This window comes from Natrarchaeobaculum aegyptiacum (genome assembly GCF_002156705.1).
Taxonomy (GTDB): domain Archaea; phylum Halobacteriota; class Halobacteria; order Halobacteriales; family Natrialbaceae; genus Natrarchaeobaculum; species Natrarchaeobaculum aegyptiacum.
Window position 1 is genome coordinate 1,832,040 of record NZ_CP019893.1, and the last position, 25,420, is coordinate 1,857,459.

Annotated in this window: 22 protein-coding genes; 10 read left to right on the forward strand and 12 right to left on the reverse strand. The window is 64.2% G+C overall.

What is annotated here, in order from left to right:
* Positions 1-47 precede the first annotated feature (47 nt).
* Positions 48-845 (reverse strand): DUF5806 family protein, encoded by a 798-nt coding sequence (locus B1756_RS09090; protein ID WP_086888253.1) that lies wholly within the window; start codon positions 843-845, stop codon positions 48-50.
* 180 nt (positions 846-1,025) lie between these two features.
* On the opposite strand from B1756_RS09090, the gene B1756_RS09095 reads away from it, so the two are divergent.
* Together B1756_RS09095 and B1756_RS09100 are read left to right on the forward strand one after the other, a co-directional pair.
* Positions 1,026-2,162, forward strand: a complete 1,137-nt coding sequence (locus B1756_RS09095; RefSeq protein WP_086888254.1) for a thiolase family protein — start codon at positions 1,026-1,028, stop codon at positions 2,160-2,162.
* 258 nt (positions 2,163-2,420) lie between these two features.
* Entirely contained in the window at positions 2,421-2,846 is a 426-nt protein-coding gene (locus tag B1756_RS09100) for a hypothetical protein (protein ID WP_228434570.1), read from the forward strand.
* Positions 2,847-3,002: 156 nt separating this feature from the next.
* On the opposite strand, the gene B1756_RS09105 is transcribed toward B1756_RS09100, so the two are convergent.
* The 4 genes from B1756_RS09105 to B1756_RS09120 all read right to left on the reverse strand — a co-directional run bounded on the left by B1756_RS09105 (position 3,003) and on the right by B1756_RS09120 (position 10,041).
* On the reverse strand, positions 3,003-4,694 hold the full coding sequence (locus B1756_RS09105) for an aldehyde ferredoxin oxidoreductase family protein (protein ID WP_086888255.1): 1,692 nt from the start codon (positions 4,692-4,694) through the stop codon (positions 3,003-3,005).
* Positions 4,695-4,808: 114 nt separating this feature from the next.
* The gene (locus tag B1756_RS09110; RefSeq protein WP_086888256.1) at positions 4,809-6,779 is read right to left on the reverse strand and encodes an AMP-dependent synthetase/ligase; all 1,971 of its coding nucleotides are present in this window, start codon (positions 6,777-6,779) and stop codon (positions 4,809-4,811) included.
* A 265-nt stretch (positions 6,780-7,044) separates the two neighbouring features.
* A complete protein-coding gene (locus tag B1756_RS09115; RefSeq protein WP_086888257.1) occupies positions 7,045-8,991 on the reverse strand; it encodes an AMP-dependent synthetase/ligase in 1,947 nt (648 codons plus the stop codon).
* Between the two features lie 129 nt (positions 8,992-9,120).
* Positions 9,121-10,041: an MBL fold metallo-hydrolase gene (locus B1756_RS09120; RefSeq protein ID WP_086888258.1), complete on the reverse strand. Its 921-nt coding sequence runs from the start codon at positions 10,039-10,041 to the stop codon at positions 9,121-9,123.
* Between the two features lie 179 nt (positions 10,042-10,220).
* Here B1756_RS09120 and B1756_RS09125 point away from each other — a divergent pair, with 179 nt between their 5' ends.
* Positions 10,221-11,504 (forward strand): ATP-binding protein, encoded by a 1,284-nt coding sequence (locus B1756_RS09125; RefSeq protein ID WP_086888259.1) that lies wholly within the window; start codon positions 10,221-10,223, stop codon positions 11,502-11,504.
* Between the two features lie 91 nt (positions 11,505-11,595).
* On the opposite strand, the gene lysS is transcribed toward B1756_RS09125, so the two are convergent.
* The 3 genes from lysS to B1756_RS09140 all read right to left on the reverse strand — a co-directional run bounded on the left by lysS (position 11,596) and on the right by B1756_RS09140 (position 15,186).
* Entirely contained in the window at positions 11,596-13,341 is a 1,746-nt protein-coding gene (gene lysS / locus B1756_RS09130; RefSeq protein ID WP_086888260.1) for a lysine--tRNA ligase, read from the reverse strand.
* Positions 13,338-14,063 carry a UMP kinase gene (gene pyrH, locus B1756_RS09135; protein WP_086888261.1) on the reverse strand — a complete coding sequence of 242 codons (726 nt, stop codon included), beginning with the start codon at positions 14,061-14,063 and terminating at the stop codon, positions 13,338-13,340. The genes lysS and pyrH overlap by 4 nt, the downstream gene beginning before the upstream one ends.
* A gap of 127 nt (positions 14,064-14,190) precedes the next feature.
* Positions 14,191-15,186, reverse strand: coding sequence for a CapA family protein (locus B1756_RS09140; protein ID WP_086890119.1), 996 nt, complete (start codon positions 15,184-15,186; stop codon positions 14,191-14,193).
* Between the two features lie 125 nt (positions 15,187-15,311).
* On the opposite strand from B1756_RS09140, the gene B1756_RS09145 reads away from it, so the two are divergent.
* The 3 genes from B1756_RS09145 to B1756_RS09155 all read left to right on the forward strand — a co-directional run bounded on the left by B1756_RS09145 (position 15,312) and on the right by B1756_RS09155 (position 18,348).
* Positions 15,312-16,178, forward strand: a complete 867-nt coding sequence (locus B1756_RS09145) for a molybdopterin synthase (protein WP_086888262.1) — start codon at positions 15,312-15,314, stop codon at positions 16,176-16,178.
* A gap of 375 nt (positions 16,179-16,553) precedes the next feature.
* On the forward strand, positions 16,554-16,799 hold the full coding sequence (locus tag B1756_RS09150; RefSeq protein ID WP_086888263.1) for a DUF7123 family protein: 246 nt from the start codon (positions 16,554-16,556) through the stop codon (positions 16,797-16,799).
* Positions 16,800-17,199: 400 nt separating this feature from the next.
* Complete coding sequence (locus tag B1756_RS09155) at positions 17,200-18,348, forward strand: site-2 protease family protein (protein WP_086888264.1); 1,149 nt, start codon at positions 17,200-17,202, stop codon at positions 18,346-18,348.
* Between the two features lie 41 nt (positions 18,349-18,389).
* On the opposite strand, the gene thiL is transcribed toward B1756_RS09155, so the two are convergent.
* The gene (gene thiL / locus B1756_RS09160) at positions 18,390-19,325 is read right to left on the reverse strand and encodes a thiamine-phosphate kinase (protein ID WP_086888265.1); all 936 of its coding nucleotides are present in this window, start codon (positions 19,323-19,325) and stop codon (positions 18,390-18,392) included.
* Positions 19,326-19,455: 130 nt separating this feature from the next.
* On the opposite strand from thiL, the gene B1756_RS09165 reads away from it, so the two are divergent.
* The gene (locus B1756_RS09165) at positions 19,456-19,911 is read left to right on the forward strand and encodes a 30S ribosomal protein S19e (RefSeq protein WP_086888266.1); all 456 of its coding nucleotides are present in this window, start codon (positions 19,456-19,458) and stop codon (positions 19,909-19,911) included.
* 97 nt (positions 19,912-20,008) lie between these two features.
* Here the strand turns inward: B1756_RS09165 and B1756_RS09170 are convergent, their stop codons facing one another.
* The gene (locus B1756_RS09170) at positions 20,009-20,719 is read right to left on the reverse strand and encodes a lipoyl protein ligase domain-containing protein (RefSeq protein ID WP_086888267.1); all 711 of its coding nucleotides are present in this window, start codon (positions 20,717-20,719) and stop codon (positions 20,009-20,011) included.
* Positions 20,720-20,777: 58 nt separating this feature from the next.
* Between B1756_RS09170 and B1756_RS09175 the strand changes: the two genes are divergently transcribed.
* Both B1756_RS09175 and B1756_RS09180 read left to right on the forward strand, forming a co-directional pair.
* A complete protein-coding gene (locus B1756_RS09175) occupies positions 20,778-21,749 on the forward strand; it encodes a DUF8155 domain-containing protein (protein WP_228434572.1) in 972 nt (323 codons plus the stop codon).
* 120 nt (positions 21,750-21,869) lie between these two features.
* Complete coding sequence (locus tag B1756_RS09180; protein ID WP_086888268.1) at positions 21,870-22,352, forward strand: PaaI family thioesterase; 483 nt, start codon at positions 21,870-21,872, stop codon at positions 22,350-22,352.
* A 51-nt stretch (positions 22,353-22,403) separates the two neighbouring features.
* On the opposite strand, the gene B1756_RS19385 is transcribed toward B1756_RS09180, so the two are convergent.
* Positions 22,404-22,559 (reverse strand): hypothetical protein, encoded by a 156-nt coding sequence (locus B1756_RS19385; protein WP_161493164.1) that lies wholly within the window; start codon positions 22,557-22,559, stop codon positions 22,404-22,406.
* A 132-nt stretch (positions 22,560-22,691) separates the two neighbouring features.
* On the opposite strand from B1756_RS19385, the gene B1756_RS09185 reads away from it, so the two are divergent.
* Complete coding sequence (locus B1756_RS09185) at positions 22,692-23,342, forward strand: HAD family hydrolase (RefSeq protein ID WP_086888269.1); 651 nt, start codon at positions 22,692-22,694, stop codon at positions 23,340-23,342.
* A gap of 692 nt (positions 23,343-24,034) precedes the next feature.
* Here B1756_RS09185 and B1756_RS19200 read toward each other — a convergent pair.
* Positions 24,035-24,973, reverse strand: coding sequence for a hypothetical protein (locus B1756_RS19200; RefSeq protein WP_152031286.1), 939 nt, complete (start codon positions 24,971-24,973; stop codon positions 24,035-24,037).
* Positions 24,974-25,420 lie beyond the last annotated feature (447 nt).

The window sequence follows — 25,420 nt, forward strand, 5'->3', positions numbered from 1 at the left end:
AGCGACGCAATCCCTACAGTCGGTGACGCGCTGACCGACGAACCCGCCTACGAGTCGGTCTCTTCGTCTCGTAACGCCTTGCTGGCTTCCCTGACCTCTCGCATGACACTCGAGATGCGCTCTTCGGCCTCGAGTTCTTCGTCGACGGTGAGGTCGACGCCTTCGACCTCGAGTAAGAATTTGGCGACCTCGGTGACCTCGTACATGACGTCGTCGAGTTCCTCCGCGGTGTAGAAGTCGCACATCGCGCCGTAGAGGAACGTTGCGCCGGCTTTCCGGACCTTGTCGTCGAACGACGACCGGGCCTGGTTGACCGCCTGCGGGGTGTAGGTGTCGGTCATGAACGGGACCAGTTCGGGCAGGTTCTCCCCGATTTTGGTCATCTCGACGCCGGTCTCGGTCCGGAAATCGGCACAGAGGCGGGCGATGGCCCACTCGCGGGCCGTGATGTAGGTTCGATCTCGCAGGAACTCGTTGACCCGATCGTACTGCGCGCCGTCCATCTTCTTGAAGCGGGCGTACTTTCGGACGTCTTCGGGAACCTCGTCCTCCGGGTCCGGCTCTGGATCGGGGACGTTCGGCATCGGTCCTCCGTCTTCGCCGTCGACGTCGGCTGCGTCGTACTCGAGTGTGGTCTCCCCAGCGCCAGTATCACCTTCCCCGTGCGCGTCGCCCGATTCGGCCGTGGATGGGGGGCTCGTCGTCTTTGCATCCGGCTCCCGGCTCCTGTCGTCTGCGTCGCCAGCAGCGTTGGGTCGGTCGTCGTCGGTCTCGTCCTCGGACGCGTCGTCACCGTGGTCCCGGTCGTCGTCGCGGTCGACGCCGTCCAGTCCATCGTCGCTCATACGCGTTCTTTCCCAGAGATACGGGATAAGGGTTGTTCTCGTCGGTTCGATTCCAGAGGACGGTCAGCCGCCGACCGGCCGGGGCTGCCCGGCCTGGCAGCCGGTCTGGAACCCGTAAACGGCTAGCGCCAGAACAAACGTTCTACCGGATTTAAGTTCGTGAAGGATGTCTGAGTGAGTATGTCACAGACGCCTGTCGTAGTGAAGGCTGTCCGGACGCCACAGGGGAAAGAAGGCGGCGTATTCGAAGACGCCCGGAGTGAGGACCTCTCGGTCGCGCTGATCGACGAGATCCTCGCCGAGACCGGCATCGAGGCCGACGCCGTCGACGATCTGATGTGGGGGTGTGCCCAGCAGCGCGGCGAGCAGGACAACAACCTCGCCCGTATCATCGCTATGCTCTCGGAACTCGGCGAGGGGACCCCCGCGACGACGATCAACCGCTGGTGTGCCTCCTCGATGCAGGCCGTCATGTCCGCCTCCGACGCTATCGCCGCGGGCAACCGCGACGCGATCATCGCCGGCGGCGTCGAGCACATGACCCGCGTCCCGATGGACAGCGCGGGCAGCGAGTACCACCCCGACCTCCTCGAGGAGTATAACATCATGGAACTCCAGATGGGGATGACCGCAGAAGCCGTCGCCGAAGAGTACGACATCAGCCGCGAGCAACAGGACGAGTACGCCGCCCAGAGCCAGCAAAACGCCGTCGAGGCGACCGAGGAAGGCCGCTTCGAGGACGAGATCGTCCCGATCGAGACCGACGACGGGACGGTCACCGAAGACGAGGGCATCCGCCCCGGTACCACCGCCGAGAAACTCGCCGACCTCCCGACGGTGTTCAAATCCGACGGGAGCGTCACCCCCGGCAACGCCTCTCAGATCTCCGACGGCGCGGCCGCCCTGCTCATCACGAGCAAGGAGTTCGCCGAGAACAACGACCTCGAGATCCTCGCGGAAGTCGGCATGAACAACGTCGCCGGCGTCGACCCGCGCGTGATGGGGATCGGTCCGGTGCCTGCGACCCGCGGCCTGCTCGAGCGCAACGGTCGTGACATCGACGACTACGACCTCGTCGAACTCAACGAGGCGTTCGCGAGCCAGACGGTCTACTCGCGTGACGAACTCGGCATCGACCCCGACATCTTCAACGTCAACGGCGGTGCGATCGCGATCGGTCACCCGCTTGGTGCCTCGGGTGCACGCCTGCCGGTGAGCCTGATCCACGAACTCAAAAAGCGCGGTGGCGGTCTCGGACTGGCGACGCTCTGTGTCGGCTTCGGACAGGGTGCAGCGATCGAGTTCGAGGTTAACTAACGCGCGGTTCGACGGTCCATTGGACCGAGAACCGCGATCAGTGAGCGGGGAACGGAGTGACCCGCGAGCAAGCACCTGCTGGGACTTCTTGGCTCCTGGCGAACTGCACGAGTGAGTTTCCGATGTTCTCTCGAACAGAACTGAATTCGGGGGGACGGACCGGTACCCGGTTCAGTACGTTCTGGTTGGCCGTACCCACCTGCCAGGGCCCGCCATCGAAGTGCGGCCAGTTTTGTACGCCCGGCACAAAATACGGCTATGAGCAGACTCCTGCTGGGGATCATCGTGGGGATTCCGCTGGCCTGGCACCTCGGGCTCACCGCCGTGGCCTACTGGGACGCCGGCCGGGTGGGCCTCGAGCCGCCGCTGAAGTGGGCTGCGATCACGTTTTTCGTCCCGCTGTTTGGCTTTTTCATCTACCTGTTCGAACGCAGCGAACTCGACTATAATCCGGACGAAGATCCCTACAAGGGGCACAACTTCAACATTCATCCGTCGCGGGCCGACGACGCGCCGCTGCGCTCGCGGGGTGACGACCGACTCGACACGGACCTCGAAGTCGAGCGCTGGGGCGAGGACGGCGACGGCGACGCAGACGGTGCCAGTAGTGGTGGCCGTGGGGATGCACCGACAGGCGCAGGCGAGGCCGACGACGGTGAGACCAGCCACGACGACCGATCCTGACCGGTGGTCTGGGTCCGGTCTCGAGCCGCTGGATGGGTGAGGTGACACTCGATTCGCGCGCTCTGATACTCGAGCCTCGAGTCCGAAGGCTCGAGAATCGACGTACGAACCGCAGAACCCACGTTCGAACCGCGAAACCGAATTCCGTCCTCTCGCTCAGTCGTCGGCCGGCGCACCGGACGGGCCGGTCTCCTCGAGCACGCTGTCTGGAACGGTACCGTCGTCGTTCCAGTCGCGCAGGTCGTAGTACTCCTCGAGTCCCTCTTCGAAGTCGGGAATCTCGTAGGGCAGCGTGTCGTCTTCGCGGTCGAAGCCGCGCTGGTTGTTGAAGTGGCGCTCGAGGGCGACGGTGCGTTCGCCGACGGCCAGCAACTCTTCGTAGTCGGCGTCGAGCAGCGTCTCGAGGCGTTCTTCGCTGATGAAGTCCCGCGAGAACTTACAGAGGACGGCGCTGTCTTTGACGACGTTCAGGTTCTCGAGTTCGACGAGTTTCGGGGGCTTGCCCTCGAGTCCGTCTTTCTCGAAGGCGTCGTCCTTGCCGACGAGGGGGTACTCGTAGGGGTAGAACTCGGCGTACATGTGGTCTGCGCCGCGGTTGGAGGTGGCGAATGCCAGCCCTTGCCCGTTCAGGGTGCGGCCGTCGTGGGCGGCGAACTCGAGGCCCTTGACGGTCCAGTTTTCGACGCCGAGGTCGTCGTGGAAGCGGTCGACGCCCTCCGCGAGCGTGTCGCCGATGCCGTCGCGGTAGGCGATCTTCTCGACGGTCTCGTGGATCAGGTCGGCGTCGCCGAAGGCGTCCTCGCTCGCGAGGTACGCGGAGACGACGTCGCCGGCGGAGATGGTGTCCATGCCGAGTTCGTCACAGAGCTTGTTCGATTGCATCACGTCGACGACGTCGTCGATGCCGGCGTTCGAGCCGAAGGCCATCACGGTCTCGTATTCCGGCCCCTCGGTCTCGAGGCCGGTCTCTTCGTCGCGGGTGGGAAGCTTGCAGGCGAATGCACAGGCCGAGCAGGTCCCTTTCTTGTACTTCTTCTCGGCGACGGCGTCGCCGCCGATGTCTGCAGCACCCTCGAACTCGAGTTCCGAGAAGTAGCGGGTCGGCAGCGCGCCGACCATGTTCGCGTATTCGGTGACGGAGGTCGTCCCCGCTTCTTTCATCGGGTGGTCGGCCTGGGCGGCCTCGCCGTGGATCTCCATCTGCAGCGGTGGAATCTCGACGTCGTTGGTGGAGTCGCCCTCGAAGGTGATCGCCTTGACGTTCTTCGAGCCGAGGACGGCACCGAGGCCGCCGCGACCGAAGGCACGCTCTTTCGAGGTCATGATCGAGGCGAAGCGAACCCGGTTCTCGCCGGCCGGCCCGATGGCGACCGTGTGGTCTTCTGGCAGGTCGGACTTCTCTTCGATGTACTCGCAGGTCTCGGAGACGGTGGCCTCCTCGAGTTCCGGGACGGCCTCGAATTCGACGCCGTCGTCGGTGACGTGGACGATCACGAGGTCGTCGCTCTCGCCGCTGATCTCGACGGCGCTGTAGCCGGTACCGGTGAAGTTTCGCGAGAGGAAGCCGCCGGCGTTCGAGGAGAGCAGGCCGTCGGTCAGCGGTGAGAGGCCCGTCGCCGACATTCGGCCGGTGAAGCTCATCGTCGAGTGCTGGAGCGGCCCGGTCGCGAAGAAGACGCTGTTTTCGGGCCCGAACGGATCGGCGTCGAACGGAATCCGCTCGTGGGCCAGCGCCGTCCCGAGAGCGCGGCCGCCGATCGTCGACTCGAGGACGTCGTCGATATCCTCAGTTTCGGCTGTCTGCTCTCCGACGTCGATCGTACACAGTGGTCCCCGGACGTGTTTCATATGGGGTTGTGTGACGGCCCGCTGCAAAATGGTTCTGGTTGCGGTGGTCTCGGGTGAGTGTCTCGTCCCGCGGAACGTCTGGAACGTCCCTCGACGAGGTGACGTCGGGCGGATTCAGGCTTCCGGCGCCTGTTCGGTTTCTGCCTCGGTATAGATCGATTCGACTTCCGCCTCGAATTCGTCTAAGATCGCCCGGCGTTTCTTCTTCATCGTGGGGGTAAGCAACTCGTTTTCTTCGGTGAACTCGATCGGAGTCAGCCGGTACTCTTTGATCGTCTCGTAGGACTCGAAGTTCTCGTTTGCCGCCGCGACTTCCTCGTCGACCTGCTCGCGGACCCACTCGTGTTCGCAGGCAGCGTCGTCGTCTGCGGGCAGGGAGACGCCAGCGTCCTCGGCGCGTCGGCGCAGTCCCTCCATGTTTGGCACGATCAGCGCGCCGATGAACTTCTCGCCGTCGCCGACGACCATACACTGCTCGACGATCTCACTCGAGGCGAACGAGTCCTCGATGGGCGCGGGCGCGACGTTCTTGCCGGTCGAGAGCACCAGGATCTGCTTCGTCCGCTCTACGAACTCGATGTAGCCGTCGGGTCGGATGGTGACGATGTCGCCGGTCCGGAAGTAGCCGTCGTCGGTGAAGGCTCGATCGGTCTCGGCGGGCTTGTTCCAGTAGCCCTCGAAGACGTTCGGCCCCTTGACGAGCAGTTCGCCGGTCTCGCCTTCGGTACCTGCTGCTTCATCCTCGGAGACGACCGAGTCGTCGACTTTCACCTCGCAGTCGACGATTGCCGGGCCGACGCTCCCGATTTTCGGCTCTTCCGGCGGGTTCGTCGCGACGACGGGCGAGGTCTCGGTCAGGCCGTAGCCCTCGAAGATGGGCAGCCCCATGCCGTGGTAGAGGGTACAGAGATCCGACGAGAGCGTCCCGCCGCCGCTGACGAGCATCTCGACGTTGCCTCCGAGGGCCTCCTTGACCTGACTGAACACCAGCTTGTCGGCGACCGAGAGCTTGAACTCGAGTACCGGCCCGGGATCGTCGGTTCGCTGGTACTCCCTGCCGACCTCGGTCGCCCAGTTGAAGATCCGCTCTTTGACCGCCGACTCGCTGGCCTGTTCGCGGATGGCGTCGTAGATCTTCTCGTAGACCCGGGGGACGCTCGTTGCGCCGGTGGGCTGGACGAGGCCGAAGTCCTCTTGCAGGGTCTCTGAGTCTTCCGCGTAGGCGACGGTTGCCCCGGCGGCGAACAGCAAGAAGTGTCCGGCCGTTCGCTCGAAGACGTGCGCCAGCGGCAGGTAGGAGACGAGTTTACTCTCCTCGTCGATGACGGGGACGTCGTCGTCCTTGTCCGGTCGCGGCCCGTACCGCCGGTAGACCTGGTTGACGTTCGTCCGGAAGTTGCGGTGGGTGAGCTGGACGCCCTTCGGCTTGCCGGTCGTCCCGCTCGTGTAGATGATGCTCGCGAGGTCGTCGAACTCCACCGAGTCGAGCCACTCCTCGTAGGCCTCCGGATCGTAACACTCCGACCCGCGCTCGTAGACGTCCGCGAGCGTCAGAACGTCCTCGCGGTCGTCGTACCCCGAGAGCTCGTCCATCGAGACGATGAACTCGAGGTCGAGATCGTCTTCGACCGCGAGGATACGCTCTAACAGCTCCTCGTTCTCGACGAGGACGCCGGTCGCCCCCGGGTCGTCGAGCAGGTACTGTGCCTTCTCCGGCGAGGAACTCTTGTAGACGGTGGTGACGACCGCCCCGGCCGACAGCAGCGCGAAGTCGGACTGGGCCCACTCGAGTCGAGTCTGGGAGAAAATTCCCACTCTGTCGCCGGTCTCGACGCCGAGGTCTCTGAACCCGGCGGCAAGATACCGGACGATCTCGCCCATCTCGTCGTAGGTCAGACTCGCGTAGTCACCCGACAGTGCGGGGTCGAACGCGACCCCGGCCAGACTCCGGTCGTAGATTCCTCCTTTGTACTGCTGGGCGACCCGATCGCCGTTTCGCTCGACCGTCTGTTGAAACATCCGCCCGAGTGGTTCCGTTCCCAGCACCTCGCTCTCGAACTCCCGTTCTGCGCGCTCCCAGTCCATGGTGTGTCTCCCCATGGTCCCTGATACACATTAAACGTATGTATTGTTTTGCATCAATATGGGGTGATTGGAGGTGACGTGTGACACACTCGAGCCGGTGGACAGTCGTCTCGCTGCTCGCGATAGTGTCCGCTCACTCCGCTCGATGGAACGGAGCTGATGGTAATCCGTTCCTGTGCGGCGAGTTACGTCACGCGATGGCACTCGAGAGCGACTGCGAAAACGAGAGTGGAGCGGTGTTCCGGTCTCGACCTCGAGGGTGGTGTCAGGCGTCGGCGTAGATCCGTTCGACGCGGTCTTCGAACTCGTCTAAGATGACCCGGCGTTTCTTCTTCATCGTGGGGGTAAGCATCTCGTTTTCCTCGGTGAACTCCTGGGGGACGAGTTCGAACTGCTTGATCGTCTCGTGTTTCTCGAAGTGCTCGTTGACGCGGTCGACTTCGTCCTGAATGTATTCGCGGACGCGCTCGTGGTCACACATCGCGTCGGGGTCGTCGGGGAGGTCGATGCCTTCCTCGTCGGCCCAGTTCCGGATGTGGTCGGTGTTCGGGACGAGCAACGCGCCGATGAACTTCTCGTCGTTGCCGACGACCATCGCCTGCTCGACGATCTCGCTGGCAGCGAACTTGTCCTCGATCGGACCCGGGGCGACGTTCTTGCCTGTCGAGAGGACGACGAGCTGTTTGAGTCGGTCCCGGAACTCGAGGTAGCCGTCGGGGCGGATGTGGACGACGTCGCCGGTGCGGAAGAAGCCGTCCTCGGTGAACGACCGGTCGGTCGCACTCGGCCGGTTCCAGTAGCCCTCGGTCACGTTCGGTCCCTTGACGAGCAGTTCGCCGACCTCGCCGGGGTCGTCTTCGAACGGTGCCTGATCGACGACGCTCTCGTCGACTTTCACCTCGACGTTCTCGAGTGCGGGGCCGATGGTGCCGGTCTTGGCCGCTTCCGGCGGGTTCGTCGTGACCACGGGAGAGGTCTCGGTCAGGCCGTAGCCCTCGAAGATGGGCAGTCCCATCGCGTGGTAGAGCTGACAGAGTTCCGGCGAGAGGCTGCCGCCCCCGCTGATGAGCAGTTCGATCTCTCCACCCAGCGCCTCCCGAACCGAAGAGAAGACGAGTTTGTCCGCGAGCGACCGTTTGAGTTCGAGGATCGCTCCCGGCGAGTCGGCGCGCTGGTACTCGACGCCGACGTCGGTCGCCCACTCGAAGATCTTCCGTTTGACGCCGGATTCGCTCGCCTGTTCGCGGATGGCGTCGTAGATTTTCTCGTAGACGCGCGGGACGCTCGTCGCCTCCGTCGGCTGGACCGTCGCGAAGTCCTCCTGAAGGGTGTCCGGACTCTCCGCGTAGCCGACGGCGACGCCGCTCGAGAACCGGACGAAGTGGCCGGCCGTCCGCTCGAAGACGTGTGCCAGCGGCAGGTACGCCACGGCGACCGACTCCTCGTCGATGACGGGGACGTCGTCGTCTTTGTCGGGGCGCGGGCCGTAGCGCTTGCGGATCGCGTTGACGTTCGACCGGAAGTTCCAGTGGGTCAGCTGGACGCCCTTCGGCTTGCCGGTCGTCCCGCTCGTGTAGATCAGGCTCGCGAGGTCGTCGAGGTCGACGGCGTCGATCCGCTCCTGGTAGGCCTCGAGGTCGAAGCACTCCCGACCGCGGTGGTAGATCTCCTCGAGGGTGTAGATATCGTCGCGGTCGTCGTATCCCGAGAGTTCGTCCATCGAGACGATGAACTCGAGGTCGAGGTCGTCTTCGACCGCGAGGACGCGCTCGAGTAGTTCCTCGTTCTCGACGACGACGGCCGAGGCGTCTGGATCGTCGAGCAGGTACTGGACCTGTTCTGGCGAGGAACTCGTGTAGACGGTCGTGATGACCGCCCCGAGGCTCAACAGGGCGAAGTCGGTCTGGGCCCACTCCATGCGGGTGTTCGCGAAGATACCCACGCGGTCGCCCTTCTCGACGCCGAGGTCGTGGAAGCCGGCCGAGAGGTTCCGGACGATGTCGCGCATCTCGGCGTATGAGATGGGCGCGAACTCGCCGGGCGGTGCCTCAGGAACGACCGCGTCGGTCAACGACCGGTCGTAGATCCCACCTTTGTACAGCTGGGCCCGCCGATCGCCGTACCGTTCGGCGGCGTCCTCGTACATGCGGGCGAGGTTCGTCTCCCCGATCACCTCGTCGTCGTGGTTGCGTTCGGCCTCCCGCCAGTTCATATTCTTATTCTCGGATTCTCCATGCGATAAAATGTGACGAAACTCCAGTCATCGGTCGGCTGGTTTATCAGGCGTTGCCGACGGTTCGATTCAGCTGTCTGTCTCGCTGGTCGATGTTCGGCCCCGTCGTCAGTCTCGCTGATCGAGGTACTCGAGTACGCCGCGCGTGTTCATCGCCGCCTCTGCGCGAATCTTGCGATCGTTCCAGGCACCCGGAAGCGAGGCCGTCTCTGCGAAGTGGTCGACGACCGCCTCGTCGTCGTCCAGTTCCACCCGTTTCTCCTCGACGGACTCGACCCACTCGGTGAGAACGGACTCGTACTCTGCGAGTGCCGCCTCGAGGTCGTCGCTCACCTCCCGGGGACCGAAGTGAGTGTAACAGAGGACGTCGGGGTCGACCTCACGGATCATTTCGAGGTCGGCCAGACAGCCCTCGAGATCGAAGTCGTTCGGCGGGGAGGTCTCTTTGATCTCTTCGCGTTCGGGAACCCAGATACCGGCGGCATCCCCGGTGAACATCGCGTCCATGTCGGGATCGTAGAAGACGACCTGGTGGAACGCGTGGCCGGGCGCGCCGTACACCTCGAGGGTGTGGTCGCCGAGGTCGATCTCGTCGCCGTCGTCGATCTCGACGATCCGCTCGTCGTCGAGGGGTTCCGGTTCGACGTAGAACTCCCACTGGTCGCCGACGGCGGCTTTCGTCCCGTCGACGAGGCGGTCGGGTTCGACGAGCAACCCGGCGGCGACGCCCGGGACGTAGACGTCGGCGTTCGGGCACGCCTCGGCGAGAAAGCCTGCCCCGCCAGCGTGATCGAGGTGGATGTGGGTCACGGCGATCGCCGCCAGTTCGGCGCGCTCGATCCCGAGTTCATCGAGTGCCTCGAGGACGTACTCGTGGTTGGTTCCGATGCCGCTCTCGACGACCGCTGGTCGATCGGCGTCGAGGACGTACGCGGCACCGTACCGTTCCGTGTCGTACATTCCGGTGTCGACGTAGTAACAGTCCGCACAGCCGTCGATGTCGACTTCGTGAACGTCTCCGGGAGCCATACAGGACGATGTTCGCCACCCGATAAAAACGGTCCGTTCGCCCACATTCGGTCACGACGAAACGTGTCGTCTTATCGTCACTTCGCGACGGATATCACCGGTACATCCATTTTGTCTGAGTTCCTGCGCTCTGACATGGATTCGATAGTCGCTGTCACGGGACGGTCGGAGTCCCCGACATGACCGACGGCGACATCGGCCGAGGCCGCTCGGCGGTCGTTTCGAGAGGCATCTCGATTGCTGGCCTCGCGCTGTTTGCCACCGTTTTCGTCTGGTGGTGGACCTTTCGGGACGAACTCGACGCCCTCGCGATCGTCTTCGCGTTCGTCTTCAGTGCCGGCCCCGCACTCGTTCTGGTCTGGGGTGGGCACAAACTCGAGAGCTACGCCGTCCCGCCGAATCGCTGCCGGCGAGTCCTCGGCTGGACGGCCGTCGGCCTCGTCGTCATGCTCGTGCTCAACGTACCGACGATGCTCGCGTTCCCCTGGGAGAACACCGCCGGAAACGCGGCCTGGCTCCACTTTTCGGTTAGCGTCGGTGCCGCCGGCGGCTTCGTCGTCGGCTACGTCGAACTCAGAGCCATCACTCGCGAGGTCGACTCGACAGCCACCGCACTCAGGGCCTCCCACCTCGAGGACGAACGCGCGGTGCTCGGCTACCTCAACGACCTCCTCAGACACGAAGTGTTGAACAGCATCCAGATCGTCGACGGCCACGCCTCACTGTTGCTCGCCGAGGAGGACGATCACGAAACCCGCGAACGGCTCGAGACCATTCGCAGCGAGACCCAGTCGCTCGCCGTCGTCGTCGACGACGTTCGCGCGATGCTCGAGGCCAATCAGGAACCCGACCGTTCGAGCACCGTCGATCTCGTCCCCCTCCTCGAAGACGTCGTCTCGACGGCCCGAACGACCCAACCGGAAGCGGTGATCGAGACGTCGATCCCCGGGACGATGCCGGTTCGCGGTAACGAGGGCCTCAGGTGGGTCTTCTCGAACCTGCTCGAGAACGCGATCGAACACAACGACGCCGAGACGCCACGCGTTTCGGTGACAGTCACGGTCGACGACGGTGCACCAGTCCACGTCGACGCCACCGGAGCGACGAACGGGAACAGGACCACCGACGCTGCTGCCGAGACAGTCACCGTCGTCGTCGCCGACGACGGCCCCGGCATCCCGCCCGAGATCCAGGACACCCTGTTCGAGCGCCGCTCGAGCAACCACGGCCTCGGTCTCTACCTCGCACACATCCTCGCAGCACGATACGACGGGCGCGTCGACCTCGCAAAGACCGGTCCCGACGGCTCGACGTTCACCGTGACCCTCCCTCGAGTGGACGCAGACCTCGACGACTCCGGTCAGCGTACCCGCTCGAGCGCCATCTCTGTGTCCAGCGACGGCTCGTCCGACGTCGAAACGCCTGCCAGCGAGGCGCTCGAGTCGACTCCAGAGGAACGCTGACGGCACGACGACGCGATCGACTCCCCTCCGGCGACCCGACGCCACTCACTCGCGGAGGCTAAAAACTGCCGCTGGGACGGTTGCTGCCGTCTTATCGTTCCCGGCGCAATCGATCGATCACGAACTCACGGTCGACTTTCGCGAGGAACGTCCCCAGTTTCGGCCCCTGTTCTTCGTCGAAGAACAGCCGGTAGCCTGCGGAGAAGAAGTCCCCCACCGGCACGTCGTTTCGCTTGGCCGTCTCGTAGATCTCGCCCTGCAGTTCCTCGGGATCGACGTCCTCGTCGGCTGCGACGAAGTCCGCGAGTTCGTCGAGTGCGGCCTCCGTCGCCGCGTCGAACTCGTGGGCCGGTAGCTCCGAGCGCTTGAGTTCGTAGTCGAACTCGTTTTCGGTTCTGCGGGCCCAGTTTCGGGCCCGTTCGACGCGCTCGAGGGCGCTCTCGACGGCCCACTCGGGAGCGTCCTCGGGGATGTGACCCTCGCGACGGGCGATCTCCTCGCGGAGGTCGGGGTCGTCGGTCATCCCGAGCACCGCGGCGAAGGTGTACGGAAGGCGGATTCGCTCCTCGGGTTCGTTCGCGCGCCCGTCGACGCGCTCGGTTTCGGCGTCCTCCGCCGCCCCCTCGACGACGAGCGGATAGACGCGCTCGGCGAACTGGCGTTCGTCCTCGGTTCCCTCGACCTCGCCGACGTAGATCGCCTCGAAGCGGTCGAACTCGTCGACGAGCTGGTCGAGGCGCTCGACGCTGAAATCCCGCGCTTTCGACGGGTCTTTCGCGAAGAAATACCGCAGGACTTCGGGTTCGATCAACTCGAGGACGTCCGAGACGAGGATGACGTTCCCCGCAGAGGACGAGAACGGTTCGCCGTCCAGGGTGAACCACTCGTAGACCATCGGGACGGGGGGTTCGATCTCGAGGACGTTTCGTGCGACGTCGTCGCCGCTGGGCCAGGAACCTTCGGCGTGGTCCTTGCCGAACGGTTCGAAGTCGACACCCAGCACCTGCCACTGGCCGGGCCACTCGAACCGCCAGGGCATCTTCCCTTCACGGATCGTCGCGGTTCCCTCGTGGCCACAGCCGTCGATCGTCTGGTCCCCGGCGTCCATGTCCGTACAGCGGTAGTCGACCGTCGGTGGCTCGGCCTCGAGGTCGACCCCTGTCACCGTCTCGGTGAGCTTTCCACACTCCGAACAGATCGGGTTGAACGGGACGTAATCACCCTCGGCGTCGACTTTGTCCTGGTACTGCGAGAGCACTTCGCGCGCGCGATCTGCGTGCTCGAGGACGTGTTCGGTCACCTCGTCGAACTCGCCGGCCTCGTAGCAGTCGGTGTTCGAGACGAGCTCGATCGGGACGTCGACGGCGTCGGCGCTGTCGGCGATGATCTGCGAGAAGTGTTCGCCGTAGGAGTCACAGCAGCCGAACGGATCGGGGATGTCGGTGTAGGGTGCACCGAGATTGCGCCCGAGTGCGCCGGCGTCGACGTCGCCAAGGTCGACGAGGTTCCCCTCGAGGTCACAGAGCGTTCGCGGGAGCCCGCGAAGCGGGTCGCGGTCGTCGGCGGTGAACACCTGGCGGACCTCGTAGCCCCGTTCTCGGAGGACCTCGGCGACGTAGTAGCCGCGCATGATCTCGTTGACGTTCCCGAGGTGGGGGACGCCCGACGGCGAGATGCCACCTTTGACGACGATCGGTTCGTCCGGATCGCGCTCGAGGATTCGGTCTGCGACCGCGTCGGCCCAGAACGCGTGGTGGTCGTCACTCTCCTCGCGCTGGAGCGTGTACGGGCTCGTCGCCGCGTCTTCCGGATCGTCGGTGGGAGCGTCGTCGCTCATCGTTCGTTCTCGGCCCAGTAGGTCGGTTCCTCGCCGACGCCCTCCGGGATCACGTCCGTGCCGTCGTGGTCGCCGTGACGGACCGCGCGGGCGATCCGCTCTGGGTCGGTGCCGTCGAGGACGATGGTGCGCATCCCCGACCGCTGGATGATCTTCGCCGCGAGCAGGTCGACCGGAGAGGACGCACCGGCGGTCATCTCGAGGCCGCCGATGACGTCGACGAGTTCGGTCGCGGTGAGTTCGTCGTACTTCGTCGCGTCGTCGTCCTCGTTCGGATCGGCGCTGAAGACGCCGGGGACGCTCGTCGCGTAGACGAGCAGGTCGGCGTCGACGTACTCGGCGAGGGCGGCCCCGACGGCGTCGGTGGTCTGGGCTGGCGCGACCCCGCCCATGACCGAAACGTCACCCTGGCGGATGGCCTCGCCGGCTTCGTCGTAATCTCTCGCGGGCGCGGTGATCGTATCCTCGCCGAGTGCGGCGATGAGTAACCGGGCGTTGAGCCTGGTGACGTCGATCCCCAGCTGGTCGAGTTCGATCTCGTTGGCCCCCAGTTCGCGCGCCGCGGTGATGTACTCGCGGGCGACGCCGCCGCCCCCGACGACGGCACCGACGCGACAGCCGTCCGCGACGAGGTCCTCGACGACGGCCGCGTGTTCGGCCACCCGATCCCCGCCCGGCTCGGGCACGAGCACGCTCCCGCCGATAGAAACGACCACTTTCATGCTAATCCGGTGTAGCCGGGTTGCTCTCTTAAGGATTGCCAACTGCCGGGGTCCCGGAGCGTGCTCGCACGTCACACGTGGCTTCGAATCTGTCTCGAGCGCGGCCGACTCGTCACGTCTCCCCCGGTCACCCCTCGAGCGAACAGACCAGCGCCTCGTCGTCGCGCTCGAACGTGGTCCCGAACGGTTCCGAGAGTTGTCGCATCCGGTCTCGCGCCCACTCGGCTGCGCCGGGGCTGGCCTCGTGGACCGCACAATCGTCGATCTCGGTGGGGTACAGGCGAAGGTCCTCGTGTGCACCGTCCGCCGAGGTCGAGAGGACGAACAGGAAGCTCCGGTCGTTTCGCAACTCGGGGTCGACCCGGTAGTCGTCGACGAAGTCGCCCGCGTCGTAGACGATCGGGACGCCGTCGTACACCTCGAGCCCATGGAAAACGTGAGCGCTGTGGCCGTGGACGAATCCCACGCCGTGGTCGACGAGGTATCGGGCGAACTCGCGAAACGACTCGGGCGGTTCGGTGACCATGTTCGGCCCCCAGTGCAGCGAAGCGACGAGCAGGTCGGGGTTCGTCTCGCGCGCCCGCTCGAGCGCGGTTTCGACCCGCTCGCGCGTCGTCTCGTCCTCGACGTCCACCGGTATCCACGCGGTGCCGGGCGAGTCCTCGTCGGCCGCGTACTCGGGCGTGTTGTCGGTCAGCGAGACGACGGCGACGTCGACGTCTCCCGCGGCGAATCGGGCGGGCTCGAGTGCCTCGTCGATCGTCTCGCCGGCTCCAGCGTGGGCGATTCCGGCCTCGTCCAGGTGTTCGAGGGTATCCCGTAGCGCCACCGTCTCGTAGTCGAGAACGTGATTGTTCGCGAGCGCGCAGACGTCGACGCCCGCGCGTTCGAGGGCGGGGACGGCCCAGTCCGGATCGGCCCTGAAGTGAAACGGTCGATACGTTCGCTGCCACGGCGTGCCCCGCGTCGAGAGGACGCACTCGAGGTTGCTCACCAGCCCGTCGAGGTGCTGTAAGCGCTCGAGAGTCGATCCCCAGACGGCGTCGACCGGTCGGCGACGCTGGCGATCGTCGACGACCCGGCCCAGCATGACGTCGCCCGTGAAGCCGATTCGTGGGGACATGAGCGGTCGTTCGCCGGCCACGGACAAAATCCCTCGTCGTCGACCAGACCCTGGCACATCGCGTTCGTATCGACGCCGGCCGGGGCCCCGATAGCTACAAACCGTGACCAGCGCATAGAACTGGTATGTACGTACTCGGAGTGCACGATCACGGTGCCGACCGGGACCGACTCGATCGGGTCGTCGATCGGGTCGTCGATCGGTTCTCGCGGGAGGGGCGGGTGGGCGTCGTTCGCTACGACGCGACCATCGCCGACGGCACGACGGCGGCGGAAGCGCTTACCGTCGGTGGGGACGTCACCTACGGCCTCGGGGCCGACGGCGACTGGACGGCCACCGGGACGGGGATGGACGTCGCCAGCGCGCTCGACCAGTTGACGCCGACGTGTGACTACGCCGTCGTCGTCGGTGTGCCCGGGCTGCGGTACCCGTCGGTGCTCGTCGACCCAGCGACCGCGGTGGACGACGCTGCCGAGGGACCCGACGACACGGACGCCGCTGGTGAGGTCCTCGCCACCGTCGAATCGCCGGCCGACGTAGACGAAGACGCCCTCCTCGAGTCGCTGCACGCGACCGAACCTCACGAGACCCTCGAGTCGCTCGTCACCCGCGTCAAGCGCTCTCCGAAGGCAGAACGATCGGGAGCGATCGCCACCTTCACCGGACGCGTCCGGACGAAAGACGACCCCGACGACGACCCGACGGAGTACCTCGAGTTCGAGAAGTACGAAGGTGTCGCCGAAGAGCGGATGGCCACCATCGAGCGCGAACTCGAGGCCCGCGACGGCGTTCTCGAGGTCGAACTCTACCACCGGACCGGCGTCGTCGAACGCGGCGAGGACATCGTCTTCGTGGTCGTCCTCGCCGGGCACCGCGAGGAGGCGTTTCGAACGGTCGAAGACGGCATCAACCGCCTCAAAGACGAGGTGCCGCTGTTCAAGAAGGAAGTGACCGTCGACGACGAGTTCTGGGTGCACGAGCGCTCGGCGTGACCGGCCAGACCTCCACGGGTCTCTGGGTGTCTCTGTTCTGTCCGTTCGGCCTGATCTTGCTCGAGTGGACGCTCTCTGTTCGGTCTCTGTCACGGTGGGATGCGAGCGCGCACACTCACCGTTCGGCCCGACTCTCCGGCGAAAACAGTCCAGATGTATCGACGGTTCTGAAAAAAAGAGTGACATAAGTATCGATGGGTTGTTTGGAGAGATAATGAATTAGGAGCGGTTCTAAAAGGTCTGGAAGATTCTGAGGCCCTATCAAAACACGTCGTGAACGTGGATAAAAGATTTATTACTGGTGAAATCGCTGAACACAATCGAAATTTCCCGAAGTAACCTTCCTTTATAACAGGTAGTCGCCAGAAGGGGTAGATGTCGATGAGCACGACAGCACAACCCTCCACGGAAAGCAAGGAACGCCGCCTGAAACGCTACCTGCGCGAACGCGCCGAAGACGGTGAACTCTACTTCAAGGGTAAGTTCATCGCAGACGACGTCGGTATGTCCCCCAAAGAGATCGGCGCGCTCATGGTCAAGCTCTCGGAGTCCGTCGAAGACCTCGAGATCGAGAAGTGGTCGTACACGAGCGCGACCACGTGGCGCGTCGCACCCGCGTAACTGTCTGCCATCGGCGACCACACCGACCCGATCCGAGATGGACCACTGGACCACCACCGGACCACCCGCTGAACGCAACCGCACTGTCACGCACGCCACGAATCGACGCGGATTCCTGATCCGCGGTCCCCATTCCCATCCATCCCATCGACGGCCCTGACGCCGTCCCCGACTCCCATCCGACTCCCATCCACCGCCGCGCTGGCGCGTCACAGACGCCATCCGGCGCGGGTCACCATCCGTTTTCGAGCGACGGCGTCTGACGTCGCCGTAGCGACAGTCCCGCCACGGGCTCGATCACACGAGCCCGAGCGTCACGCACTATCCTGACGAGTTCGGAGAGACGGACGAGCCTGCCGTCGGCAGTCGATTTATACGAGCCGGTGATGAACCTCGGGTGATGGACGACGGGACGCGACCCGCGGCGGAGCCGCCGTGGGTCACCCCACCGCCGGACGGACCGCCACTCGAGCGCCTCCGACCGGTATTTGCGGTGTACGAGGTAACTCGAGAGGACGACCGACTGATCTACTACGGCGTCGCTCGCGCAGACGGGACGACCGTTCTCGAGGAGCTGTGGCCGGTCTTTCGCGAGTGCGGGTACGAACTCGAACTCGAACAGCGCGCGGGCGGCCACGCGCTGGTCGCCGAGCCGAGTTCGGTCGGGATCGACGGCGTGCCGTGGACGAATCTCCTGTTGTTCGTGTTGACGGTCCTCTCGACGCTCTTTGCGGGCTCGATGTGGTATCACATCGATCCGTTCACGAACCCGACGGAGATCTGGCGCGCCTGGCCGTTCACGGCCGCGATCATCGGCGTCCTCGGGGTTCACGAGATGGGCCACTACGTGATGAGCCGCTACCATCAGGTCGACGCCTCGCTGCCGTACTTCATCCCGGTGCCGACGCTCATCGGGACGATGGGGGCGGTGATCAAGATGAACGGCCGGATGCCCGACCGACGGGCGCTGTTCGACATCGGTGTCGCCGGGCCGCTGGCTGGCCTCGTGGCGACGGTCGCCATCGCGATCGTCGGGCTGCACCTGCCGCCAGTGCAGGCCCCCCAGTCGGTGATCGACCACCCCGATGCGGTCCAGATCCAGCTCGGGTATCCGCCGCTACTCGAGTTGCTGGCTCTGGCGTTCGACCAGCAACTCTACTACGAGGGTGGAGCGCACGTGAATCCGGTCGTCGTCGGTGCCTGGGTCGGTCTGTTCGTCACCTTCCTCAACTTGATTCCCGTCGGGCAACTCGACGGCGGGCACATCCTCCGGGCGATGGCCGGCGAGTACCAGCCCCTGATCGCGGCGCTGGTCCCCGGGGCGCTGTTCGGGCTCGCGGCGTACCTCTACACCGTCGGTGACGCCGGGATCAACGCTGTCGTCATCTGGGCGATCTGGGGCGTCTTCACCGCAGTCCTCGCGACGGCGGGGCCGGTTCGGCCGGTCCGGGACGAGTCACTCGGCCCGGGCCGATTCCTCCTTGGAATCCTCACGTTCGCACTCGGCGTGCTCTGTTTCGCGCCGGTCCCCGTCGAGGTCGTCGTCTGACGTGATCGATTCGCCGCACTTTCACGCCGGTAGCCACGCGATCAGGGATCGCCGTGGGTGAACCCCCGATCCGGGAGCAGGTCGCCGTCGATCGTGACGCCTTCTTCCCGGTCGACGACTTGCCCAACTCGAGTGAGCGGGACCGGACACGCCGCCCGTGCCGATTCGAGTGCGTCTTCGGGGAGGGTGACGACCAGTTCGAAGTCCTCGCCGAACGTGAGCGCTCGCTCGAGAGTGTCCCCGGTCCTCTCGTCGCCGTCGCCGATGGCCGCGAGCGCGTCGGCGATCGGGACCCGATCTGCCTCGATCGCGAACCCACAGCCGCTCGCCTCGCCTAACTGGTGGAGCGACCGTGAGAGGCCGTCACTCGAGTCCATCATCGCGGTCGCGTGTGAGGCGAGCGCCAGCCCGGCGTCGACGCGCGGTTCGAAGCGAAAGAGGTCGTTGGCCCGCTCGCGGATGTCGGCATCGGGTTTCTCGGTTCTGTCCGGGGTCGCTCGCTCGGCTCGCTGGAATAGCTCGAGAGCGGCGGCGCTTCGGCCGAGGTTGCCCGTGACGCAGACGACGTCGCCGGGACTGGCTCCGCTGCGCAACACCGGGTCGTCAGTGTGACCGATGGCAGTCGTCGTCACCGTAAACTCCTGGTGGCCATCGAGGTCGCCGCCGACGTAGCGAGCCCCCACCAGTTCGCAGACGTCGCGCGCGCCGCGGACGAACGCGAGTAGCTCGTCGGGGTCGAACTCGGGAGCCGCGTAGGCGGCGACCGCGGCCGTCGCCTCGGCACCCATCGCGGCGACGTCAGAGAGCGAGGCACCGACGGCCCGCCAGCCGGCGGTGTAGCGGCTCGTCCCCGGTGGAAAGTCCGTCCGCTCGTGGAGCATGTCGGTCGTGACCACGAGGTCGTCGACAATCGCGGCGTCGTCGCCGACGGCCTCGAGTTCCTCGGCCAGTAGCGTCAGGGCGGCCCGCTCGTCCATACCCGCCGTTTCCCGTGGAGGGGCAAAAACGGTCCGGCGCGGCCGCGTCCCGTTGCATAACTGGGCTCAGCCCGACTCGCGCGTCCGGAAGACGATGGCCTTAAATGCTGCCGACGGGAACCAGACCCCAATGGCTACGATGTACGACGTTCCGGCGGACGACCTCATCGAGGCGGTCGCCGAGGAACTCGAGGACACGCTCGAGGAACCGGAGTGGAACCAGTTCGCGAAAGCTGGCGTCGACCGTGAACTGCCTCCCGAACAGGAGAACTTCTGGGCGATCCGCGCAGCGAGTCTGCTGCGGAAGGTCGCCGACCGCGGACCGATCGGCGTCGAGCGACTCTCGACGGAATACGGTGGCTCGAAACCCGGCTCGAACCGCTACCGCGTTGCTCCCGACAAGCGCGCCGACGGCTCGCGCAACGTGATCCGAACGATCCTCCAGCAACTCGAGGACGAAGACCTCGTCGAGACCGCCGAAGGGCAGGGCCGCCGCATCACCCCCGAGGGTCGCAGCCTGCTCGACGACACCGCTGGCTCCGTCCTCGAGGACCTCGACCGTCCGGAACTCGAGCGCTACGCCTGATCTCGCGGGGCTCTTTTCGACGACGTGCGTGATCGCGGTTCGACCGCACCATCGCTCACCGTTCTCGAGCGGCGGTGCTCGCTGAATCGCCGTGTGATCAGGTTTCGACGAGGGTGTCGACCGACCGGATCGTCGCAGATCGGTCACCGACGAGCGCATTCTCGAGTGCGGCTGCGACCGCGTCGGGGTCTGTGGGTCCGTCGCCGGTTGCGACGCTACCGACGGAGGCTGGATCGAACGGGACCTCGAGTGCGTCGTAGACGGCCTCGAGGGCGGTCGCCAGTTCGTCCCGGCGGTCGACGACGACGATGCCGGCGGTGAGTGCAGCGTCGTGTCGGACGCGCTGGGCGATGCCGACGACCTTCTCGAGGCCAGCTCCACGTGTGACCGACAGCGAGTGCGCACCCGGACAGAAGGAGTTCGCCGGTTCACCCCGCTGGACGGAGTCGAGGCCGACCTCTCTGAGTGCGTTTTCGACGGCTGCCGTCACGCGCTCGTAGCGCTCGTCGGTCCCGCGGCGGAGGTCGGCGACCGGGGCCGCGCGGGCGAACGCGAGCGTCGTCTCGCCGTCGTAGGCGACCGCCCGCCCGCCGACCTCGCGCTCGAGCGGCGGAAACCCTCGGTCGCGGGCGCGTTCGCGGGCCCGGTCGTAGCCCTCGAGTCGTCGATCTCGGCGGCCGAAAGCGAACTGTCGGTGGGGTGTCCAGACGCGAACGGCGGAGTCGCCGCCGGCCGCGTGCTCGAGCAGCCGCTCGCTGACGGACCGGTCGACTGTGACGTCGGCTGCACGACCCCGGTAGACGTACACGACTCAGGGTTTCGGTCGACGGGGCTAAAGGGTCTCGGCTCCGAGCGCTCTCCCAGGCATGGGACAGCGCGACGACGGCGCGATCGCGAGCACGACCACTGACGGGACCGAGCCAGCACGCCAGCTATCGACTTCGGACGCGGTCAGGCTCCCCGAGTCGCTGCTGGCCCGCTACCGTCGATTCTCGCTGTACAACTCTCCGTACCCCGCCCACGACGCAGGCTGTGCGATCGATTGCTATCCTGGGACGCTCCGGGACGGGCGCACCACCGCCGCACCCAGTCCCGTCGCCGGCACCGTCCTCGAGACGCGCACGGTCCGTGCGCCGCCGAAACCCTACGCGGTCGAGCACGACCACCTGATCCTGCTCGAGTGTGACGGCCCGCCGCCGCTCTCCGGGCTGGTCGCCCGTATCCTCCACGTCGAGCCCACGGTGACGGCCGGCGACCGGGTCGAACCGGGCGACTCGCTCGGCGAACTCGTTCGCGTCGGCTTCTTCGCACCGTGGGTCGACAACCACCTCCACGTCGGCTTTCGCCGGCCGGACCAGCACCTCCACCGGGCGACGGGCTCGCTTCCGCTCGAACTCGGGGTCGACGTCGAGCCCCTCGAGTGGGACGGCACGGGCCGGGTCGTCGCGACCGGCGAGACCTACGCGGTCCTCGACGCGCCTGCCCATCCCGATCCCGGCGAGCGATTCGTCGGCATCGGAACGGACGACGACGGCGTCCTCGACGGTGGCGTTCCGCACTACGACGGTGGCGGCGTCCACGGCCGGGTCCGACAGGGGGGCGATCACTCCGCAGCAATCGGGTTGCTCGGCTCTCGACTCGGGACGCTCGCGGGCGACGGGCGAACGATCGCGTGGGACGCTCTCGAGGTGACCGTCGACGGTCATCCGATCACGGGGCTCTCGACGTTTTGCGCGCGAGACGACGGATTCGGCGCGAAGCTCATCTGTCCGGATCACGGCCTCTCGGTGGGCGAGACGGTCGCAGTCGACGTTCGATCTCCGGTGGACGACGCGTGATCTGTTGGTTTCCGGCGTGGCGAGGGCGAGCGATTGCTATCCGTCGGCGTCGAACAACCCTCGGCAACTGACGGCACGGGAAACGGTGGGGTCAAGGCAGTCGCTGGCTGAAAGGCGTCCATGACCGACGACTTCGAGTCGATGATCGCGTCGTTCGACGACATCGAGTCGATGCTCCAGTACTTCATCGAGGAGAATCACGAGTTTCTCTCGTGGATCGGCACGACCGTCGAGAACGTCGACGAGGGCACGATGACCCTCGACGTGCCCTACGACGAGAAACTGACGAACACGCGCCCGAACGCGAACGGCGAGCGGGCGGACATCCACGGCGGCATCGCCGCGACGCTGATCGACACCGCCGGCGGCCTCTCGCTGCGGACGACGCTCGAGGAACCCTTCGGTGCCCGAATCGCGACGATCAACCTGAACGTCAACTACCTGCGTCCGGCGACAGGCGACCTGTCTGCGACCTCGAACGTGATCCGTGCGGGCGGCAGCGTTGGCGTCAGCGAGGTCACCGTCGAGAGCACGACTCCCGACGGGGAGACCAAGGAAGTGGCGACCGGGCAGGGTGCCTACCGGATCTTCAGGTCACCGTAAGGGCGGTTTCGCGTTGGGCCCGGGCCCGCAGGGACCTGATCGGATCGGATCTCAGTTCGGACTGGCTCGCTCACCGCGGCGGTTTCGTCGCCACGCCTTCCAGAGTCGTACGTGGAGGTAGCCACCGATTCCCGCGACGACGACGAAGTAGCCGTAGATCACGACCTCGAGCTGGGGCGAAATCGGGTCGATCATCGACTGATCCATCGCTCCCAGACGCCGTAGCGTCGTGGCTGTACAGATACAGCCGTTATCCGTGTCCAGCCGTGGACCATCTGCCGACTCAGCGGAGTTGCCGTCGCCAACGTCTTTACCCGTGACCCGGTATCACCGCTCCGTATGAGCGCAGTTCTGTTCGACATGGATGGCGTCCTCGTCGACAGCGAGGACTACTGGGTCGACTTCCAGCGCGAGGAAATCTTCCCAGCGGCCGTCCCCGACGAATCGGTCGAGGCCGCCGAGACCAGCGGCATGAACTACCGCGAAATATACGACTACCTCGAGGCCGAGTACGGCACTGCCATCTCGCGTGCGGAGTTCGAGCAGCGGTTCGCCGAGGCCGCCCACGAGATCTACACCGAGCACGTCGAAGCCCTCGACGGCCTTCCTGCCCTCCTCGCGGAACTCGAGGCCCGCGACGTTCCCACGGCGGTCGTCTCCTCGTCGCCACACGAGTGGATCGGCTGGGCACTCGAGCGCTTCGACCTCGAGGATTCTTTCGACCACGTCGTCAGCGCCGACGATATCGACGGGGCGAGCAAGCCAGAACCGGACGTCTTCACCCACGCCGCCGACGTCGTCGGCGTCCCGATCGAAGCGTGCGTCGTCGTCGAGGATTCTGAAAACGGCATCGAGGCCGGCGCTCGAGCCGACGCGACCGTCGTCGCCTACCGGATCGACGCCCACGGCGACATCGACCGCTCGCCGGCGGATGTCGTCGTCGACGCACCGGACGGACTTTGGGAGACCGTGCTGAAACTGACCGACTGAGCGGGTATCAATTGTGTTGGACCGAGGTGAGCCAGTACGAGTCCACCGCTCACGTTCTGTACTCTCCGCTGACGTAGCTGTCCATGAGGAACAACACTTCGAAGACGCCGACCGCAAAGTCGAGCGCAACACCGCCGTTCAGGTGTGGGAAGAACGCGCGTCAGCCGAGCTAACTAAATCCATCGCGAACCATCGAAAAGATACAAATTCAAGCGACGGCTGTGTGCTTACCGTTCACAAATCATTGAATCGACTATCTCGTCACATGGATGGGGTGAAAATTCGACATCTTCATTGCTCCACGAGGGTGAGGGTATGATACGGACTGCCACACAATTTTCGTGGTCGATATGTGGGACATCAAATGACACCCATTCACCATTTTCTCGGCGGGCTTTAATCTCATATTGATTTCGGCTTGCTGACCAGTCACAATCAGGGAGACTGTAAGTGGTATCGTCTCCTTCTGGTTCTGTTAATTCATGGATGGATGAGTGTACTCTCGTACCGTTTTCGAACACTTCGAGTTCGATACGCTGTGGTTCATCGGTTGGGTTTTCTAGCACGATCGTCCCAAGTTCGATAGCCTTGCTAGAGGACAGCGTACACCCTGCGAACAGACTCATAAGTCCACTACAAAGAACTGATCTTCTAAAAATAGTCCTCACTACTTCTCATTACTTCTGAGTCAGCTAATAATTTTCCGATATAATTTCGCGTCTTCTTTCCTCTTTCGCTTGAGAGTCATATATCGCTCCAGTTTCGATTGAGACTTCGGCGTCCGGGCTAATATGTACCTCTCCTTCTCTTTCGATTTCCGCTTCAGCAATCGGACTCAGATTGTATTCGGCTTTGTTCTCTTCTGTTACTGTTTCCGCATCAGATGGTCTATCACCTACACCAACTGCAACCCACATATCTGTTATCGCTACGCGCTCACTTTCCCCGAAAGCGACATTTTCCATCTCCACTGTTTCAGATGTCTGCTCAGGGATTTGTCGTCGGTATACTCTATACACACCGAGTTCATCCTGTGGAATGGGTGGTTGCCACTCATCACACACTCCTGAACATGATAGGTCTCCGATGTATTCTGCAAAATCTTGTGCGAGGCCTGCAGCAGTGAACGATGCTCCGATCAATGGATTAATCCTTGCGGTTGCGAGGCTAAGTACACTTGTCAGAGTATCATTATCAGACATATCATCTGAATTGGGTGAGGTTGCCCCATACCAAGCCTCATTATCTCTACTATAGAAGTCACCAACATCATCATACCCAGAAATTTCAAGGGTTTGTCTCCAAACATCACCTGATACAACTCCACCAGTATCGGCATCTTCTGTCACCGCAACGCTGCCAAAGGCGTAGTCAACCTCCCATTTTTCAATGGATGGTGCCCATCGGGGGTCATACACTTCGAGACTGGTTGCCAGTGTGATTACATCTCCTTGAACTTCGAAATTATCATCATCGACTCGTTCTCGAATTGTCTCACCACCGCCACCGCCACCGGGGTCAAGTTGCGGATCAGCATGTCCATCGTCATTCGCAGAGACGTTCGATGCAAGTCCTGTCAGGGCTACGCTACCGGCAATGGTTGTGTTTTTCAATAATTGCCTTCTCCTCATGAATTTCCAAGTAATATGCTTTGACTGAAATATAAAAATATTTCAGTTATAATCAGAAGATGAAAACTGATATTTGAATCATAAAACAAACTGGTTTGTGCTGAATCTGAAACCCTAATTCTGTCCATCGTATGTCCACCACCCGATTCGCCTCGACTGGAATCTGCGGATTCTGGGGAAGGAAACGCTCACAGTGTACTTGAGTACGTCCGAATCTGCCTGAGAACGCTGATCAGTACGGTAACGCTTGGACGCGCTTACAAGGCCGTCGGAGTGTGGGTAGCCCGTGTTCGCCCGCCGGACGGGCAACCCCAGCGGATCAGCCTTCGATCGAACGCACCAAGATGGTCGCGGATCGGGTCGATCTCGAGGATTGTCATGAAATCGGTCCGCGATATCAGCCCGACCAACGAGCCGTCCGATTCCGTGACGAGAATCCGACCGATG

Excerpts from the sequence above, each read along its gene's own strand:
- B1756_RS09090 (WP_086888253.1), bottom strand. The coding sequence starts at position 845 with ATGAGCGACGATGGACTGGACGGCGTCGACCGCGACGACGACCGGGAC.
- B1756_RS09095 (WP_086888254.1), top strand. The coding sequence starts at position 1,026 with ATGTCACAGACGCCTGTCGTAGTGAAGGCTGTCCGGACGCCACAGGGG.
- B1756_RS09100 (WP_228434570.1), top strand. The coding sequence starts at position 2,421 with ATGAGCAGACTCCTGCTGGGGATCATCGTGGGGATTCCGCTGGCCTGG.
- B1756_RS09105 (WP_086888255.1), bottom strand. The coding sequence starts at position 4,694 with ATGAAACACGTCCGGGGACCACTGTGTACGATCGACGTCGGAGAGCAG.
- B1756_RS09110 (WP_086888256.1), bottom strand. The coding sequence starts at position 6,779 with ATGGACTGGGAGCGCGCAGAACGGGAGTTCGAGAGCGAGGTGCTGGGA.
- B1756_RS09115 (WP_086888257.1), bottom strand. The coding sequence starts at position 8,991 with ATGAACTGGCGGGAGGCCGAACGCAACCACGACGACGAGGTGATCGGG.
- B1756_RS09120 (WP_086888258.1), bottom strand. The coding sequence starts at position 10,041 with ATGGCTCCCGGAGACGTTCACGAAGTCGACATCGACGGCTGTGCGGAC.
- B1756_RS09125 (WP_086888259.1), top strand. The coding sequence starts at position 10,221 with ATGACCGACGGCGACATCGGCCGAGGCCGCTCGGCGGTCGTTTCGAGA.
- lysS (WP_086888260.1), bottom strand. The coding sequence starts at position 13,341 with ATGAGCGACGACGCTCCCACCGACGATCCGGAAGACGCGGCGACGAGC.
- pyrH (WP_086888261.1), bottom strand. The coding sequence starts at position 14,063 with ATGAAAGTGGTCGTTTCTATCGGCGGGAGCGTGCTCGTGCCCGAGCCG.
- B1756_RS09140 (WP_086890119.1), bottom strand. The coding sequence starts at position 15,186 with ATGTCCCCACGAATCGGCTTCACGGGCGACGTCATGCTGGGCCGGGTC.
- B1756_RS09145 (WP_086888262.1), top strand. The coding sequence starts at position 15,312 with ATGTACGTACTCGGAGTGCACGATCACGGTGCCGACCGGGACCGACTC.
- B1756_RS09150 (WP_086888263.1), top strand. The coding sequence starts at position 16,554 with ATGTCGATGAGCACGACAGCACAACCCTCCACGGAAAGCAAGGAACGC.
- B1756_RS09155 (WP_086888264.1), top strand. The coding sequence starts at position 17,200 with ATGGACGACGGGACGCGACCCGCGGCGGAGCCGCCGTGGGTCACCCCA.
- thiL (WP_086888265.1), bottom strand. The coding sequence starts at position 19,325 with ATGGACGAGCGGGCCGCCCTGACGCTACTGGCCGAGGAACTCGAGGCC.
- B1756_RS09165 (WP_086888266.1), top strand. The coding sequence starts at position 19,456 with ATGGCTACGATGTACGACGTTCCGGCGGACGACCTCATCGAGGCGGTC.
- B1756_RS09175 (WP_228434572.1), top strand. The coding sequence starts at position 20,778 with ATGGGACAGCGCGACGACGGCGCGATCGCGAGCACGACCACTGACGGG.
- B1756_RS09180 (WP_086888268.1), top strand. The coding sequence starts at position 21,870 with ATGACCGACGACTTCGAGTCGATGATCGCGTCGTTCGACGACATCGAG.
- B1756_RS19385 (WP_161493164.1), bottom strand. The coding sequence starts at position 22,559 with ATGGATCAGTCGATGATCGACCCGATTTCGCCCCAGCTCGAGGTCGTG.
- B1756_RS09185 (WP_086888269.1), top strand. The coding sequence starts at position 22,692 with ATGAGCGCAGTTCTGTTCGACATGGATGGCGTCCTCGTCGACAGCGAG.
- B1756_RS19200 (WP_152031286.1), bottom strand. The coding sequence starts at position 24,973 with ATGAGGAGAAGGCAATTATTGAAAAACACAACCATTGCCGGTAGCGTA.